The following is a 16,442-nucleotide window of genomic DNA, read 5'->3' on the forward strand; positions in this document are numbered from 1 at the left end:
CGAAGCTCGAATGACTAACAGCCTGTTGAAAAATGCCACCGTGGCATTTTTCAACCTCGCCAGGCTCAGAGCGTAGCTCTTCGCGGCTCGCAAAATAACGACAGACGTCGCTATTTTGGGATCGCATTCCTGCGATCACGCAGTCCGTCGAGAAAATCAACGGACTGCTAACCATCCATCTTCGTCATTCTGGTTTCGGTATTCGTCATTTAGCCAAACGCATTCCCTCGGCTCGCGCCTCGGGCTACGATTTGCGTGCTAAAACGATCCGCCGGTCGCTTGATGCACCTGCATCTCAAGCAAGTCGTCGAGCTTGCGGATCAAATTCGGTTGTCGCAATTTGCGTAGCGCCGCCGCTTCGATCTGGCGGATTCGTTCGCGGGTGACCGAGAACGCCTGGCTGACTTCTTCCAGCGTTTGCACCCGACCGTCGTAAAGGCCGAAACGTCGGCGGACGATATCTTGTTCGCGACCGCTTAATTCGGCCAGCAGTTGATTGATCGCTTGCGATAGACGATGTTTTTCGTCATCGGGAGAATACGAGTCGGCCGCCGGCAAGATGTCGCCGATCGTGTCGTCATCGCTGGATGCGGCGTCGAGCGACATGATGGTGCGTCCCAGTCGATCGGCTGCGATCACGTCCCGTTCCGATAGCTTCGCCAATTGAGCGGTCATCTCGACCGGCGGTTCGCTGCTATGCTCTTGCGATAGGGTCGCTTTGGCGACGTTGATCTTTTGAATGCGATCTTGCATTCGCGCCGGCAGACGAATGGTGCGGGCCTGATCGGCGATCCCTTTCATGATCGCCTGACGAATCCACCAGGTCGCGTACGTGGCGAACTTGTAGCCAAGCGAAGGATCGAATTTTTCGACGGCCCGCATCAGACCGAGGTTCCCCTCTTGGATCAGATCGAGATAGCTGAGCCCGCGTCCGCGAAACGATTTGGCGATCGATACGACCAGCCGCAAATTGGCGGAAGTGATTTTCCGCTGAGCGCGGCCGAGGGCCTCGTGAGCCTGATGGATGCGGGGATACTGCCAGACGAGCGTCTCGGGAAACTCCTGGTATTTCTCGACCCAGACTTCAGCGCCGCCGCCTGACTGCGGAAGTTGCAGACCGCCTGATTCACGCAATTCGGGACGTTGCTGGGTGAGTTCGCTCGTTAGTTTACGGATCCGCGTCAGGATCTCGGGGATGAACTTGATGCGAAGGTTGAGCCCTTCGATCAAGATCGCCGTTTGATACCGTCGCCGCAGCAGTCGTTCGATCGCGTCATTACGACGCTTCGCCGGCTTGGGCGCGAGCAGGATCGTCAGGTCGTCGGCGTTTTGGCGTTTTGCGTCGCGAAGTTTCGCCAGCGCCTGCTGCAGTTTCTTTAGCTCGGCCTGCTTCAAGGCGGCGGAAGTGACGGTCACCTCGAACGTGCGATCGAGTCGTCGCGAACCGTCGAGCGTTTCGACGATCAGCTTTTCGACTTTCTTGACGGCGACGCCGCAGCCAAACAACCGCCGCTGAAACTTGCGGCGCGCGTTGACGACGCGATCGGCGGCCTGACGCTCCTCTTCGACGGTTAAGAGCGCCGAGCGAGACATCTCGTTCAAGTAGCGGCGGAGGGCGTCCTCGTCCCAGTTGTCATCCGTTGTTGAGGAAGCGACCTTCTTTGCAGGCGCGTCTTCGTCCGGGGATTCGCGCCATGCCGAGTTCGACTCGGTAGCGTCTGGCGAAGAACCGCGAATCGATTGGCCGGTGATCCAATCCAAACCACCAGAATCGTGGGGCTCCGCATTTCGAGATGCCTGCAACATCGCACTCGCTCCTTCTAGCGTTGCAGCGCCGCCCCAGCGCGTCTGGCGGACCAGCACTGCAATGTATATCGGGCGGCGAGGTGATAATCGCGGCTTAGAGTCCGAGCGCGATCGATTCCAGGTGCAAGTAAAGCTCTCGCAGCGACAAGGTCTTACGATCTTGTGCAGCCGCGGCAACTTCGGGCGATTCCAGGGCTTTGGTCAGTTCGCGACCAGAAAGGACGCCGTCTCCGCTTCGATCCGACGAAGCGATTAGGCGTTGGGCCTGGGCCAGAATTTGCGAATCGTAAAGCTTGCTTTCAATCCGTTGGAACTCACGCTGTAGCGCTTGAGCGCTAAACTCCGCCTCCACGAAATTCACCACGCCGTCGTGGTTTTGATCCCATAAGCGAATCTTTCGCGTGAATTCTTGGTCCGAACCGCCGGCCAGGCGAACGTTCTTCGTCACCTCTTCGTCGGTCCATACGCCATCGTGATTGTCGTCAATTCGGAAGAAAATGCGAGCCGTTTGTCGTCCCGCTTCGGTCTCGTGAAAACGAGCCTCGGCCAAGGCGCTAGCCAGTTCGCTTCCTTGCAGTTGATTGTCCTCATTCAAATCAAGTTTGGAAATGAGGTCAGTCAACTCTTCGCCGCCCGAACGCAAAGCTTGCGGCAACTTTCGTAAACCCGCAATCACTTCCGCGTCCGACATTTCCTGCTCTGTAGCGATCAGAGCTAGAAGTTGTCTCCGATAGTCCGCGGAAAAATCGGTCGGCTGCTCAAATCGAGCGAAGACCGTATCAATCTTCTCCGATAGGTCGGGGATTGAACGAGCCAGGGAACCAGCGCCAAGCGGCTTGGTTTCCATCTCGGCAGGCGATTTTTCGGCGTCGGAGGTATTCGACGTGATCTTTATACGCAATCCGCCCGGCTTTCGATCGGCCTTCGAGCGTGAATTGTCCAAATTATCTGAATTCTCGGTCGAATTGCCCGTCCCCATCAGCTCGGTAAAGCCAGGAGTATGTTCGGTCGGCTCGACGACCGCCGCCGGTTGAACCGGTTTCACGGCATCTTCGATGGGTGCAATGGCTGGTTCGATCGGCTGATCTTTTGGATCGACGATCGCGACTGGGCTGTTGTTGGCGTCTTGATCCTTCCCCAGGAAGGCAGGTGCGGCAAGCAGCGCGACGACGACCGCGGCAGCGGCGACGCCGATCCATTGCCACGACCGACTGGCCGAACGGCGATGACGGTCCGAAACGCGGGTCGCCGGGGTGGGACGAAGATCAACTTCCGCCGGCGCGGCGGCCTGTTGGCTGCTGCGTCGGGTAATTTCCGCGAAGATGTCGCCGGTCAGATCGCGACCGACCGTCGCTTGCGGCAAGCTACGCACCGCATCGCGAGTCGTCGCCAGGCTCTGGAGACGTTTCTGAAGGGCGGGCGTCGCGGCTAGAGCAGCTTCGACGCGCTGCACCTCGTCTCGGCCAAGTTGGCCGTCGAGATAAGCCGATAGCAGTTCTTCAGGGATCCCGGCGTTCATGGTTTCGGCTTAAGTGCAAAGTTGACTTCGCCAGCAAAGTTACCGCGCACAACTCGCTGGCCCCAGGCGAATCAGGCCCCGCGATTCGATATAGAGACGGGGCCTGTCATCCAAAAGTTCCTTCCGACCGGAAGAAGATTTACAAGAGGTTAAGCTGTGGTAGTAAGTGTATCGCAAATAAGGGGTTAACGCAGGCTTGCGGTTCGAAGTTTTTTTGAAAACCAAGTGCTGGCGCCAATCGTCTTGTTTTAGGAAATCGTCCCCCTAAATCCTACAATGAAGGTGCTTGGGGCCCTCTGTCGTGGTACAGTGGGTGCGTTCAGTGAGCTTCGTTGGCCCCATCGCTCATGACCCCCATCATGCAACAACCTGCGCTCTCCCAAATAGTTAGACTTCTCACAGCCTTGCTCGTCCTTGCTTGCGCCTCCTCCGCTTTCGCCCAGGCGAAAGACATCAAGGCGGTGGAAGCGACCCCTGGCGCCGCGGTCGAGGTAGGCTCGGCCCAGCGCCGGCGGAAGTCTACCGCCAGCCGCCAAGCCTGTCACCGGCGAAAAACCGAGCGAAACCAAGCCCGACGGAAAGAAAGCGGACGCCGCAAAACCGGACGGAATACAGCCAATGGGGGAGAAGCCGTCTGACGCTGCGCCCAAGCCGGGCGAGCCGATCCAGCGTCCCGACGATCCGCCAGAGAAGGCCAATCCTGAAGAGTTGGCGGTCCGTCCTGATCTGAAGGGGAAAGTGGAGTTCAGCTTTCGGGGACAATCGTGGAAAGCGGTCCTCGACTGGCTCGCCGAGATCTCGGGTACCAGTCTCGACTGGCAAGAGCTCCCCGGTGATTATCTGAACCTGACGACGCAGCGACCGTATGCCGTCGACGAAGTTCGCGATCTGCTGAACGAGCGGCTGATGATGCGCGGCTATACCATTCTGCGACAGCAAGACGGCCTGGTCGTCACGAAACTGGAAAAGCTCGACCCGGCGACGGTACCGCGGGTTCATCCCGAAGACCTGCGCTATCGCGATTCGCACGAGTTCGTTAAAGTTTCGTTTCCGCTCAGCTGGCTGATCGCCGCGACGGCGGTCGAAGAGTTGAAGCCGATGCTCAGCCCGCATGGCAAGATGACGGCGCTCTCGACCTCCAATCGCTTGGAGACGCTCGATGCGGTGGCGAACTTGCGCGACATCTACCATGTGCTGCAGGAAGAGCAGTCGGGCGCCGTGCAGTCGACCAACATGCTGCAGTTTCCGTTGCGGTTCACCCGCGCCGCCGATGTGAAGGCGCAAATCGAACTGCTGTTGGGAATATCTCAACCGTCCGGAACGCGAGTGGCGATGGGGCGCGACCAAATGCAGATGTTGCAGCAGATGCAACAGCAAATGCAGCAGCAGATGCAACAAATGCAGCAGCAAGGTGGCAAGAAGCCGCGGAGCGGCGGCAGTGGCGGCGACGAAGAGCTGCAGCTGATCATTAACCCGCGCAACAACAGCCTGATCGCCTATGGCCCGCCCAACCGGATCGTCTTGGTATCGCAAGCGGTGCGGATGCTTGACGTTCCGAAGGATGGTCAATTGACCGGCGGCGAAGGCTTCGACGACATGCAGATCTATCGGCTCGATCAACTCAATCCGAAGACGGTGATCAAGGTGCTGGAAGAGACCGGCGGTCTCGACCCGGCGACCGTGCTTTACGCCGACGAAAAGAACAAGGCGGTCGTCGCGATCGCTGGTCCGAAAGATCAGCAGCAAGTCAAAAAGCTAATCGAGAAGCTGGATGGTTCGGGGCGGCAGTTCAAGGTGATTTCGCTGCGGCGTTTGAAGGCCGATTACGTCGCCGGGACGATCCGGTTCATGATGGGCAAAGAAGAAAAGAAAGACGATAACAACCGACGCAGCTATTCCTACTACGGCTATGGTTACGGCGGCCGCAATCAGGAAGAGGACGAGGATGAGGATATGTTTCGCGTCGATGCCGACGTGATCAGCAATCGGCTGCTGCTGTGGGCGAACGAGATCGAGTTGCAGGAAGTCAACAAACTGCTGGTGCAGCTCGGAGAGATTCCGGAAGCGGGGGCGCCTGGCGATCTGGTGCGTCGCATCAATGTCGGCGACGCCAAAGCGGCTCAGGAGCTGATCCAACGAGTGGAAAAGCTTTGGCCAGGCGCTGCATCAAATCCGCTCCAGATTGACTTGCCGACCGACAATGGGACGAACGAAGAAGAGGCGACGGAAGAAGAGGATCCGCCCGCGGGAACCGAAGACAAAGCGACCAGCTTGTCGCCGGGGAAGTTTCATTTCGCGCAAGAGCGAACAACCGTGGTTGCGGCCAATCCGGCGGTCGAGCCTGAGGCTCCGCCGAAGACGAAAGCGGCCCCCCCGATTCAGATTGGGCTCGACGAACAGGGGCAACTGATGATCAGTTCGGCCGACGCCGAGGCGTTGAATCGATTTGAGGATCTCGTCCGTGAACTGGCGCCGCCGCCGAAGAATTGGCATGTCTTTAAGCTCAACTACGCCTCGGCCTCATGGGTAACGCTCAACCTGGAAGAGTTCTTTGAAGAGAAAGAGGGGGACGACTCCGACGATTCGTTCCGCCGCTGGTGGTACGGAATTCCGGAAGAGTCGAAGCAAGAAGATCCGTTACGTCTGTCGAATCGACGTCCACTGAAGTTCATCTATGACATCGACACCAATACGATCGTCGTGCAGGGCGCCGATCATGATCAACTGAAGACGATCGCTGACTTGATCGAACTGTACGACAAGCAAGAGCCAGTCACTTCGCAGACTGCCCGGATCAACTCGATCTATCAGGTTCGTTACTCCAGGGCCTCGGTGATTGCGGACGCGGTGAAAGAAGTCTTCCGCGACTTGCTGTCGTCCAACGACAAGGCGCTGCAGCAAAACCAACCGGGCGGCGAACAGCGGCAAGGATCGAGTCGCAGCGGCCGCTCCTCCTTTTTTGGCGACGACAGCAACCCGACGGCCCCGACGCGAATTACGTTTCAAGGAAAGCTCTCGATCGGCATCGATAACGTCTCGAACACGCTGCTCATCTCGACCGAGGGGGAGAGCCTGATGACGTTGGTCACTGACATGATCAAACGCGTAGATGAACTGGCCAAGCCGGTTTCGACGACGCGAGTGATCACGCTTAGCGGCGCCGGCAACCCGCAGAAAATTCGAGATGCTCTCGACAAACTGATGAGCCAGCAGAAAGAAAACCCGCAGGCCCCCAACCAACGCGGCCCGCAAAATGGACAGCCGCAGATTAAGCCCGGCCAAGAAGGGGCGGTGCAGGTCGTGCGGTAAGTTACTTGGCATCCTCGCTGGCCGGCGGCTCGGCGGTCTCCTCCGGCGATGCATCTTCCGCTTCCGCTTCGGTCGCGGGAGGTTCGGTCGTTGACGGGGCTTCCGCAGATTCTTCCGTCGGTTCGGCGACAGGTTCTTCAGTGGGTTTCGGCAGGGGAAGTTTCTCGAGCGCTGATTGGGCCTTCTCCATCGCTTCCCAGGCCCAGGGCTTGTCTCCGTAAAGACTGATCAGCCCTTGATAGATCTGTCGCGCTTGGTCCGGATCTTCCTCGGCCAGTTTACTGGCGGCGATCAGGCGAGCGCCAATTTCGGCCAGTTGCTTGCTGCTCGTGTCGGCCAGTTGTTTCTCCAGCTGAGCCAATCGGCGCTCGGCCAAAACTAAACAGCGGCCAGCGTCGCCGCTCATCCGTTCGGGCGGACCATAGACGGCAAGCAAGGCCCGCATCTTGGCGGCCGCTTCTTCTGGATTGGCGTCGACCAGTCGAAGAGCGTCGATGTAGGCGATCTCGACTGCGTCGAACGTATCCGACTTTTGCCCCAGTTGCATAGTCAGTCGATAGCGTCGTTCACGGCGATTCAGGCTGAGCTCTTCCTGCCATGCTTCCACTTCTTCGGTCCGCGGGTCTTCGGGATAGGTGGTGAGAAATCGCTCGATCTGATCGCCCGACTCATCGAGTTGGCCGTTGTCGACCGCCATCGAGAGTTGCTCGAACATGACGTCCGCCGAAGGAGAGCGGGGGAGCCAGAAAATCAGGACCACGATCACGATCAACGCCAGCGCGATCAGGCCGGTTTGCAGGTGGGTCCGCCAAGAGGAGACGGGCTCCGGGTCGCTGGTGAAATAGCGGCCTGACTTGCGATCCTGGGCAACCGTGGTGAAGTGCTTGGTTTGGCCAGGGGGCGTCGGCGGCTCGGGCGATTCTTGTTCTGGGGCGATCCGCGTTTCGTCGGCAGCGATCAACTGGGCTGAATCGCTGGCGGGACCCTTCAGCCGGTAGTCGTCCATCTCCGGCGTTTGCGTTTCGATCACGGCCGATTCGATGAGAAACGCCTCTTCGTCCGGAATCTCGGATTCGAGCAGCGCTTCGATCCGGCGAATCACCGCCGTCGCCGTGGGATAGCGATCGCGCGGCCGCTTCTCGAGTAGCCGATGAATGATATCCGCCGCGTCGGTCGGTACGCCGTCGCAGAGTCGATCGATCGGCGGCGGCTCGGAATAGCGGAGCTTGTCGAGCGCTTCGGTCACCGTCTTCGCCCGAAACGGCGGTTGTTTGGCGAGCATCGCATAGATGACGGCGCCCAAGCTGTAGAGATCGCTGCGGGGGCTGACCGGATCGCCGAACGCTTGCTCCGGCGCCATGAAGTCGGCGGTGCCGATGATGCCGCCGTCTGCGGTGACGCCGGTGGCGCCAAACAGCCGGGCGATGCCGAAGTCGGAGATTTTGACGTTGCCATCTTTATCGATCAGGATGTTCGCCGGCTTCACGTCGCGGTGAATGACGCCGAAGTCATGGGCATGCTTTAGACCTTGCGCGATGGCCAAGCCGATCTCAAACGCTTCTCGCCAGGTGTAGTCTCGTTTCCGCTGAATCAGTTCGGCCAGGCTGTGTCCCTCGACAAGTTCCATCGCATAGAACATGCCGGCCGGTTCTTCGCCGTAGCCGAACAGGCGAACGATATGCGGATGCCGGAGCGTCTTGAGCGTTTCGATTTCGCGCTCGAACCGTTCGCGAGCTCCGCCGCGAGCCGAACCGCCATGCAGCACCTTGATCGCGGCCCGGTCGCCGGTTCGCTCATCCACGCCGACGTAGACCGTTCCCATACCGCCGCGGCCGAGCGTTTCATGAATCACATACGGGCCAAATTTTTCGTCAGACATGGGCGCGTGTCGATGGAAGAAAAGCGAGTGGAAGAGGATGGCGCCAAGGACGCGCAAAAACAAGCGGCGGAGTTTGGGGCTCCGCCGCTGTTAAGAATACGCGTTTTTTTCGCAGGAAGCTATTCCGCGGCCGGGGTCATCGGTTTTTCGGCCGGCTTTTCGTCGGCTGGTTTTTCGGCCGCCGGTTCTTCCATCGGTTCCGAAGACTCTTCAGCCGAGTCGTCCTTCGGCGCTGAGGCCGGAGGCGCCGGACGCTGGAAGCCCTCAATATGGATTTCCATCAAGTCCATCAGCGGGAAGTCGGCCGGCAACGTTTCGCCAAGCTGTTCCAGCAGTTGGGCGTAGGTCTTCAGGTCATCCGACAAGTCGCCGCTGGCGGCGTCGTCCTTCAGATCGGGGTGCTCTTTGTAGATCTCGGCCCACAACGTCCAGGCTTGATCGTACAAGTCGCGAGCTTCGACCAAGTTCGCTTCCTCGAAGGCCTGGTTGGCCTGGTAGACGAGGCTGCGGGCCTTGATCGCCCGGTCGGTCATTTCGGTCGAGGAACGGGTGTTCCAGTAGTCGAAATGGACGACGCTTTTTTGCTTGTCGATAATCCCTTGCAGGAATTCGAGGTCGGTAATGTCACGCGCCAAACGGCGGAACTCCAGCGCCAACTTCGGATCCTTGATCTGCTTGATGATCTCTTGCGAGGTCGGCTTGATCGCCTCTTTCGCTTTGCGAGCGGCCAGCGCTTGTTCGCCGGTTCGACCTTCCGCCGGAATCGCAAGCGCGGTGGCTTGATCGGCCGGCAGTTCGGCTTTCTTCTTTTCGCGGATCGTTTGTTCGATCGGGCCGACCAGCTCTTTCGAGCGCGCGTGCAGCGTTTTCAGTTGATCGGCGTACCGCTTAAAGTCGTTCAGCTTGACCGGAATGCCCCAGCTGGTCGGCAAGTCGCGATCGCCGTAGTCGCCGGTCCATTCGTCATTGCCCTTTTGCCACGCGGTCTGCGCGGTGTCGCCGATGGCGCCTTCTTTCTCGATGAACTCGGCGAAGCTCATCATCCGCTTCGGCGAATTGGAGAAGAAGATCGCCGGCGACGCATTGCCGATTTTGCCGGCGCCGGTGTCGACGACCCGTTCGGCCCATTGGTTCCAAAGGCGAGCGACCAGCCAGTTGTCAGGCTTATTGCCGACGCCGACGGCGTTTTGCTCGACGCTAGAGCCTGCCTTGCTGAGGTACTCGTCGATCTCGATGTGGAACTCTTCGTCTTCGGGGAAGATTTCGCGGTACTGCGCCTTCTCGTCTGCATAACCAAACTTGATGCCGAAGAAGTGGGCGACCGAGTTCATCAATTTCGGTTCGTCGAAGTTGTACTTCGTACCGGCCATCTGATACTCCAGGCCCTTCTTGACCCACAGATAGCGGTGGCGATAGTTGTCGAACTCACGCGAGATGTTGTACGACAAGTTCCAGGCCTGGTATTCCCACACACTAAGGAAGTGGGGGTTCAGGTGCGTAATCTGTTCGCAGATCGCGTTGACGTGATCGTACTGCTCGGTCTTCTGGTATTCGTTCAGCTGATTCCACAGGATCAGCGTCGCGATGCCGTCCATCCCCAGCATGCTCAGACGCATCGCTTCGCTGGTCGGATCGATCTCCCCCAGTTCGGCTTTGGCGATGCGGTATTCGGCTCGTTTCTGCGCGAGCAAGCCGCCAGGGCTATCGGGCCCGGTCGGCGGCTGACTCAAAAAAGAGTTCAGAATCAACAGGCCGACAATGCAAGCCCCATAGATGATCTTGCGACGAAATGAATCGCTTTTCATCCGGCGATCTCCCGCGTTTTCAGGAAGAAGTAACCTGTCGTCACCAGGCAGACGAAAAAGGCGAAGACGATCAACAATTGTTGAATCATCACGACGCCCGGAATGTTATAGCCGTCGACGACGAATCGATGCGTATCCAGCTGCGTGTAGTCAGGCAGCATGTTCACCATGACGCGTAACGCGTCGAAGAACCGCGAGTCGATAAACTTGACGATCGGCACATAGGCGCCATCGTCAAGGTCGACCATCACGTTTTTCTGATTGAAGAGGCGAATCGACGATTCGACCGGACCGCCGCCGAACCACTCGCCGTTGGCCAGCTGGCGAACGCTCTCGGCGAAGTAGCCGTAACCCAAGGCGATCAGCGACGCCAGAGCGGCGACCGGTCCATTGAGGAACGTGCTGAAGACCAGGCCGAACGTGATGACCATGATCATCTGGAACCACATGCTGATGTAAGCCTTGACGAAGTTCCAGAAGAACGAGCCGTTGCTTTTCAGGATGAAGACCGAGTTCTGGGCGACGCCGTAATACTGGCCTCGTTCCGAACATTGAATCACCAATTCCAGCTTGCCGTCGGCGTTAGTCAGATCCTTGATCAAGTCCAGATTGGGCGCCGTCGGGTCGATGTCGGAATTCTCTTGTGATCGCGAAACCAGGATGTCGTCCGCTTCTTCTTTGGCGGTAAAGGGAACCGCTCGCGAGCGAATGTCGAGGTCGGGGTGCTTGAAGTAGTACGAACCGCGAATGCCGCTGACGATGTCCCCCTTGTAGGTCCGGAAGACTCGCAGGTTGAACTCGAGCGGCAGTTCGCCTTCTTCGTTCAACAGGTCTTCCGACATGTCGAAGGTGAAGACGGCGGCCGATAGGGTACCCCCTTCGATGTGACCGTAGTAGTCCCATTCGTTACCGACGTTGATCCCTTTTTTGGCCGGTTCGCCGCCTCGATCGAGGAAGCGAATCGTGCCGAGGTGGCGGACGCGGGCCTGCAGCATTTCTTTCGGACCCGACACCGTGAAGGTGCCGTCCTCATTGCGGGTCACTTCGTGAGTGTGCTGACGTTCGCGAGCGGTGACTCCGTCTCCTTCGGCGTCAATTGTGAAGGGGTGGCTATGACCGACGTTGTAGGTCGTTTCCCCTTCCCAGCCGATCACCTGCTTGTCGCCGGTCGTTTCATCGACGGTGGTCAGCTCGGTAACCGTTTGCGGATCGACCTGATGCGTGTGGTCGAGTCCGCGGTAGAGAAAGACGTACGAGAAGAGCCCCATCGCGACGAGCATGATCGAGCCGACGCCGATGTAGCCGAACAGCCGTCCCAGGAAGATTTCCCAGTGGAGGACCGGCTTGGTGTAAATCGTGTAGATCGTCTTGTTTTGAATGTCGGCCGGCAGACTGAAGACGCTGATCAAGATGCACATCAACAGCAGCAGCCAGTTTTGGAAGGTCAGCACAAAGCTCAAGTAGAGCCGCACCGGCGATTCCGACGTTGGGGTGATGTACCAGCCCGAGAAGAGCAGCACCACCATAAAGAGCGCAAACGCCACCAAAGCTCGCTTGCGAATCGCTTCCTGGAAGGCGAGCCAAGTCATCGCGCCAACCCGACGAGGCGAAATCGACAGTAGTTCCGGCACCGCTTCGACCGCGGTTCGCCCGACGGCGTAAAACGCCTCGAAGGGGCCGTTGCGAATCGACGAGACGATGAACCCCATCAGGGCCCCGGCCACCGCCAGGATCGCCAGCGCCGAACAGAAGACCACCAAGCCGCCCAGGTGATCGGCGCCGGGCAGCAGCCAGTCGTTCAGCGAGAAAATATCGTTTTCGATTCCCATTGAATCGCTTTACCTAAACTAAGCCAAGTAAGAGAGAGAATGAAGCGTCGCCGCTGGAGCGCGACTTCCCACGAAGTTCCTGAACTAGCTGTCCGAATCGTCCCGATCGACGCGAGCGCGACGACCCGGTCGGGCTTCGCTGTCGCGGACGATGCTGAGGAACAGTTCTTCCAACGTGGTCGTCGGATTCTCGATGTCGATCAGTTCGGCCTCGTGACGCTGGATCACCTGGCGAATCTCTTCCTTGGCCGCTTCCGATAGGCCGCGGGTGCGGATCTGCGTTTCGTCGCGGACTTTGAGCAACGCGTCGACGCGGCCCATTTCTTTCAGTTCGCCCTGATGCAAGATCGCGATACGATCGGCGACGTCCTGCAAGTCGGCCAACTGGTGGCTGGTGACCAGAACCGTTTTGCCCTCCGACCGCAGTCGCAGGATCAGGTCCTTCATCTCGCGAATGCCGAGCGGATCGAGACCGGTCGTCGGTTCGTCGAGGAAAATCAGTTCCGGGTCATTGATCAGCGCCTGAGCGAGACCGATGCGGCGGGTCATACCTTTGGAATATTCTTTCAGCTGACGACGTTCGGCCCACTTCAGGCCGACCATGTCGATCAGCTTGTCGACCCGTTCGTGACGGACCGAAGCCGGCATGTCGAACAGGCGGCCGTAGAATTCGAGCGTTTCGCGAGCGCTGAGGAAGCGATAGAGATACGATTCTTCCGGCAGGTAGCCGATTCGCTCTTTGATGCTCACCTTCGATGGGTCTTCGCCAAAGACGAGGGCCTGACCGCTAGTCGGGAAGAGAAGTCCCAGCAGCAGCTTCATTGTGGTCGACTTGCCGGAACCGTTCGGTCCGAGCAGACCGAAGATTTCGCCACGACGCACTTCCAAGTCGAGCGCCTTGAGCGCGCGGACTTTTTGGCGTCCCCAGAAATCGCGGTAAACCTTGGTGAGATTACGAGTTTCGATAACGATTTCATTGGAGGCTGCGGACGAAGCTGCCGCAGAGTCCATGGTCTCGGTCGTCGCCATAGAGGAGCTAAACCTGCCAAATTGGAGAAGCGAGAAGGAAATATCGGATGTGAATGACGCCGCGTGCAAGCGACAGCAGAGCTAGCTCTACAACATCGCTACGCATCAACCCTGGCAATCGTTCGCCGCGTCTTTTCCATTTTTCCGCCCCTGTCCGGGGAAGATAAAAGGGGAAGACGTAAAAGGTTGACTATAGATGGGCGGAGGGCCAGTCGCAAGGAAACGAGGTTCCTCGCCCTCCAGGTTTCACTCGATCTTCTTTGATTTGTCCCGATTCGCCCGTTCCTGCAGCCTGTATGGGTTACTTGTCTTGCCAACTGTGTCCGTTTCTTTGGGGGGATGGGTCCTGATTGACCCGTCACCACTATTGATACATAATCTCACCCATGTGGTGAGATAAGTTCTCAATTTCAATAATGTTTTTTCAATTGCGTGGTGCTGAGGAATGAAGAAGTTGGCAGGCAAAGGCTTTACCCTGGTAGAGCTGCTGGTTGTGATCGCCATTATCGGCGTCTTGATCGCTCTGTTGTTGCCTGCGGTTCAGCAGGCTCGCGAAGCGGCTCGGCGGATGTCGTGTACCAATAACATGAAGCAGCTGACGCTCGCTTCGCACAACTACCACGATACGTTTTTGCGATTCCCGATGACCCGGGAAAGCTCGGGCGGATGGTCGATTCAGGCTCGACTGTTGCCCTACATCGAGCAGGTTTCGTTGCAAAACGCGATCGAGTTCCATGTTCCCTACAACGAATACCTGACCGGTACGCATGCCGGGCTCGTCTTCGGTTCCGACAGCCGACGGCTGCCGGCGCTGCGCGTCGACGCCCTGTTATGCCCGTCCGAAATCAACGACCAGACTCGTCTGGATGGCAGTGGCGATCCGCAGCATTACCCGCTCAATTACGTCGTCAATCAAGGACGCTGGGTCGTCTGGGATGGCGCAAAAGGGGGCGAAGGGGGCTTTACGGTCGAGAAATGCACCAACATGGCGTCGATCACCGACGGGACCAGCAATACGCTCGCTTTTGCCGAGGCGCATGCCTTTACGCTGTATGACCGCGATACCGAGACCTACAGCGACAAGACGATGCCGACGCTCAGCGACATGCAGACCTACATGGATGGCGTCGTCGACAGCACGACGCGCGATTCGGGACATACCGAATGGGTCGACGGCCACGCTCACCACAGCGGCTTCACCACGTTCTTCCCCCCCAATACGCAGTTTGTCGATAGCAACGGCAAGCGGCAGTCGCTCGATTTCACCAACAATCGAGAAAGCCGGGTTACCGCGACCAGTCAGGCGCCGACGGTCGCTGCGGTGACGGCTCGTAGTTTTCACCCTGGCGTCGTTAACGTGTCGTTCATGGATGGCTCGGTCTCGCGGGTTTCCGACACGATCGATCTCGATACATGGCGAAATCTCTCGACCCGAGCTGGGGGAGAGGTAATCGACCGTAGCGCGTTGTAACGGCTGCAACGATTACAAAGCGAATCGCTAGACAAGTGCAAAAATTACAAACAAGCGGCAGAGGTGAGTTCGGTCTGTTTGTCGTAAGTGGTTGTTTCGTAAAGAGATCGGTCGAATCGTGGAGATTGCCAGTCGTTTCGGCACGGCTTGTGCATTACTGATCTGGCAGAATCCTGGACGTGAACCCTTCCCGAAGTAGCGTCTCTCCGCACTCTCCGACAGACCTCCGTTTGAGATCCTCGCCGGTTCAGGCCTCCCGCAGCCGAACCGGCTTTTTTGTTTCTTGGCGCCACTTCTGTGGTCTCATCCCAACGACATATTCCGGCCGGGCAAGTAAACTCAAACGAATGGACGGAAAACCCGCAGCATCGCCGGAAGGCGTCGAATTGGCGACTCCTGAGATTGGTTCGTATGACGAGGCGATCGGCTTTCTGATGGGTCGCATCAACTACGAACGCTCGGCGTTCATCCCGTACCGGAGCCCGCAGTTTCACCTCGCCCGGATGCGGCGGTTGGATGAGCTGCTCGGCAACTTGGTCGATCAGCTGAAAATCGTCCACATCGCGGGGACCAAAGGAAAAGGTTCGACGGCGACCGTGCTGAGCGCGATTCTGGAAGCGGCCGGCAACCAGGTCGGGCTGTTCAGTTCGCCCCATCTTGAGCGTCTGGAAGAACGTTTCGCCGTCAATCGAGTTCCCTGTGCCGCCGAAGACGTCACCCAGCTGATGCGGGCGATCGCGCCCGTCGTGGTGCAGATCGACGCCGAGCGCGACGGGGATGGTCCGACCTATTTCGAGATCACCACCGCGATGGCGCTGCTGCACTTCGTCCGCAGCGGCGTCGATGCGGCGATTCTGGAAGTGGGGCTGGGAGGCCGGCTCGACTCGACCAACATTTGCCGTCCGCTCGTTTCGGTGATTACCACGATCAGTCGCGATCACATGGCGCTATTGGGCGATACGCTGCCCGAGATCGCTGGCGAGAAGGCGGGGATCATCAAGAGCGAAACGCCGGTCGTCTCCGGCGTCGAGCAACCCGAGCCGGCCGCTGTGATCCAGCGGATCGCTGCGCAGAATGCAGCTCGATTGATCGAGATCGGCCGCGACTTTGTGGTCCAGCCAACCGGACAGAGCACGTTTGACCTGACTTGGCGACTGGGAGAGCAAAGCGGTTCGCTCACCAACTTGGCCTGCCAGATGCCAGGCAAGCATCAAATGCGGAACGCCGGCGTCGCGGTGATGATCGCCAAGACGCTCGAGTCGCGCGGCTTTGCGGTCAGCGAAGAGGCGATCCGAAATGGATTGTCGATTGCCCAGTTGCCTGGTCGAATCGAACGCCTGGCGGACCAGCCGGTCGTCTACGTCGACGCGGCCCACAACGACGCTTCGATTACCGCGCTGATCGAAGTGCTAAGCGATTTGCCGGTCGAACGCCGCCGCTTGGTCCTCGCCCTTTCGAGCGACAAAGAGTATCGCGAGATCCTGCGGTTGGTCTTGCCCCACTTCGACGAAGTCTGGTTTACCCGCTACGCCACCAATCCCCGCGCGATTGGTCCGGCCCAACTAGAAGCGGCGGCGGTACAGCTGCCAACCGGACGCCGCAGCGTGATTCGCCATCTGGTCGATGACCCGCAACAGGCGTTCGCCGACGCAATCGCCGCATCGGGCGAAAACGATCTGCTGTGCGTGGCGGGGTCGTTCTTTATCGCCGGCGAGTTCCGTCGCTTCTTTCGCGGTGAGTGACGCCGCCCCATCGCTTTCGTTTGGCCCATGTCTCGAGTTCGTGTCGAGCCACA

Annotated in this window: 9 protein-coding genes; 3 read left to right on the forward strand and 6 right to left on the reverse strand. The window is 58.6% G+C overall.

Going from position 1 to position 16,442, the window contains the following annotated elements:
- Positions 1 to 258 precede the first annotated feature (258 nt).
- Positions 259 to 1,806 carry an RNA polymerase sigma factor RpoD/SigA gene (locus Enr8_RS02290; RefSeq protein ID WP_146429000.1) on the reverse strand — a complete coding sequence of 516 codons (1,548 nt, stop codon included), beginning with the start codon at positions 1,804 to 1,806 and terminating at the stop codon, positions 259 to 261.
- A 94-nt stretch (positions 1,807 to 1,900) separates the two neighbouring features.
- A complete protein-coding gene (locus Enr8_RS02295) occupies positions 1,901 to 3,325 on the reverse strand; it encodes an RseA family anti-sigma factor (RefSeq protein ID WP_146429001.1) in 1,425 nt (474 codons plus the stop codon).
- Between the two features lie 618 nt (positions 3,326 to 3,943).
- Here Enr8_RS02295 and Enr8_RS02300 point away from each other — a divergent pair.
- A complete protein-coding gene (locus Enr8_RS02300) occupies positions 3,944 to 6,634 on the forward strand; it encodes a secretin N-terminal domain-containing protein (RefSeq protein WP_146429002.1) in 2,691 nt (896 codons plus the stop codon).
- A 1-nt stretch (position 6,635) separates the two neighbouring features.
- Here Enr8_RS02300 and Enr8_RS02305 read toward each other — a convergent pair whose 3' ends face one another.
- The 4 genes from Enr8_RS02305 to Enr8_RS02320 form a co-directional block, all read right to left on the reverse strand.
- The gene (locus Enr8_RS02305; RefSeq protein WP_146429003.1) at positions 6,636 to 8,513 is read right to left on the reverse strand and encodes a serine/threonine-protein kinase; all 1,878 of its coding nucleotides are present in this window, start codon (positions 8,511 to 8,513) and stop codon (positions 6,636 to 6,638) included.
- A 119-nt stretch (positions 8,514 to 8,632) separates the two neighbouring features.
- Positions 8,633 to 10,318, reverse strand: a complete 1,686-nt coding sequence (locus Enr8_RS02310; protein ID WP_146429004.1) for a hypothetical protein — start codon at positions 10,316 to 10,318, stop codon at positions 8,633 to 8,635.
- Positions 10,315 to 12,147 (reverse strand): ABC transporter permease, encoded by a 1,833-nt coding sequence (locus Enr8_RS02315; RefSeq protein WP_146429005.1) that lies wholly within the window; start codon positions 12,145 to 12,147, stop codon positions 10,315 to 10,317. The genes Enr8_RS02310 and Enr8_RS02315 overlap by 4 nt, the downstream gene beginning before the upstream one ends.
- Before the next feature lie 84 nt (positions 12,148 to 12,231).
- Positions 12,232 to 13,158 carry an ABC transporter ATP-binding protein gene (locus Enr8_RS02320; RefSeq protein WP_246119917.1) on the reverse strand — a complete coding sequence of 309 codons (927 nt, stop codon included), beginning with the start codon at positions 13,156 to 13,158 and terminating at the stop codon, positions 12,232 to 12,234.
- 463 nt (positions 13,159 to 13,621) lie between these two features.
- On the opposite strand from Enr8_RS02320, the gene Enr8_RS02325 reads away from it, so the two are divergent.
- Entirely contained in the window at positions 13,622 to 14,647 is a 1,026-nt protein-coding gene (locus tag Enr8_RS02325; protein ID WP_146429007.1) for a DUF1559 domain-containing protein, read from the forward strand.
- 347 nt (positions 14,648 to 14,994) lie between these two features.
- On the forward strand, positions 14,995 to 16,389 hold the full coding sequence (locus Enr8_RS02330) for a bifunctional folylpolyglutamate synthase/dihydrofolate synthase (protein ID WP_146429008.1): 1,395 nt from the start codon (positions 14,995 to 14,997) through the stop codon (positions 16,387 to 16,389).
- Positions 16,390 to 16,442 lie beyond the last annotated feature (53 nt).

Origin of the sequence: Blastopirellula retiformator (genome assembly GCF_007859755.1) — a bacterium.
Classification (GTDB): domain Bacteria; phylum Planctomycetota; class Planctomycetia; order Pirellulales; family Pirellulaceae; genus Blastopirellula; species Blastopirellula retiformator.

Coding starts and splice junctions, on each gene's coding strand:
- Enr8_RS02290 (WP_146429000.1), bottom strand. CDS start 1,806: ATGTTGCAGGCATCTCGAAATGCGGAGCCCCACGATTCTGGTGGTTTG.
- Enr8_RS02295 (WP_146429001.1), bottom strand. CDS start 3,325: ATGAACGCCGGGATCCCTGAAGAACTGCTATCGGCTTATCTCGACGGC.
- Enr8_RS02300 (WP_146429002.1), top strand. CDS start 3,944: ATGGGGGAGAAGCCGTCTGACGCTGCGCCCAAGCCGGGCGAGCCGATC.
- Enr8_RS02305 (WP_146429003.1), bottom strand. CDS start 8,513: ATGTCTGACGAAAAATTTGGCCCGTATGTGATTCATGAAACGCTCGGC.
- Enr8_RS02310 (WP_146429004.1), bottom strand. CDS start 10,318: ATGAAAAGCGATTCATTTCGTCGCAAGATCATCTATGGGGCTTGCATT.
- Enr8_RS02315 (WP_146429005.1), bottom strand. CDS start 12,147: ATGGGAATCGAAAACGATATTTTCTCGCTGAACGACTGGCTGCTGCCC.
- Enr8_RS02320 (WP_246119917.1), bottom strand. CDS start 13,158: ATGGACTCTGCGGCAGCTTCGTCCGCAGCCTCCAATGAAATCGTTATC.
- Enr8_RS02325 (WP_146429007.1), top strand. CDS start 13,622: ATGAAGAAGTTGGCAGGCAAAGGCTTTACCCTGGTAGAGCTGCTGGTT.
- Enr8_RS02330 (WP_146429008.1), top strand. CDS start 14,995: ATGGACGGAAAACCCGCAGCATCGCCGGAAGGCGTCGAATTGGCGACT.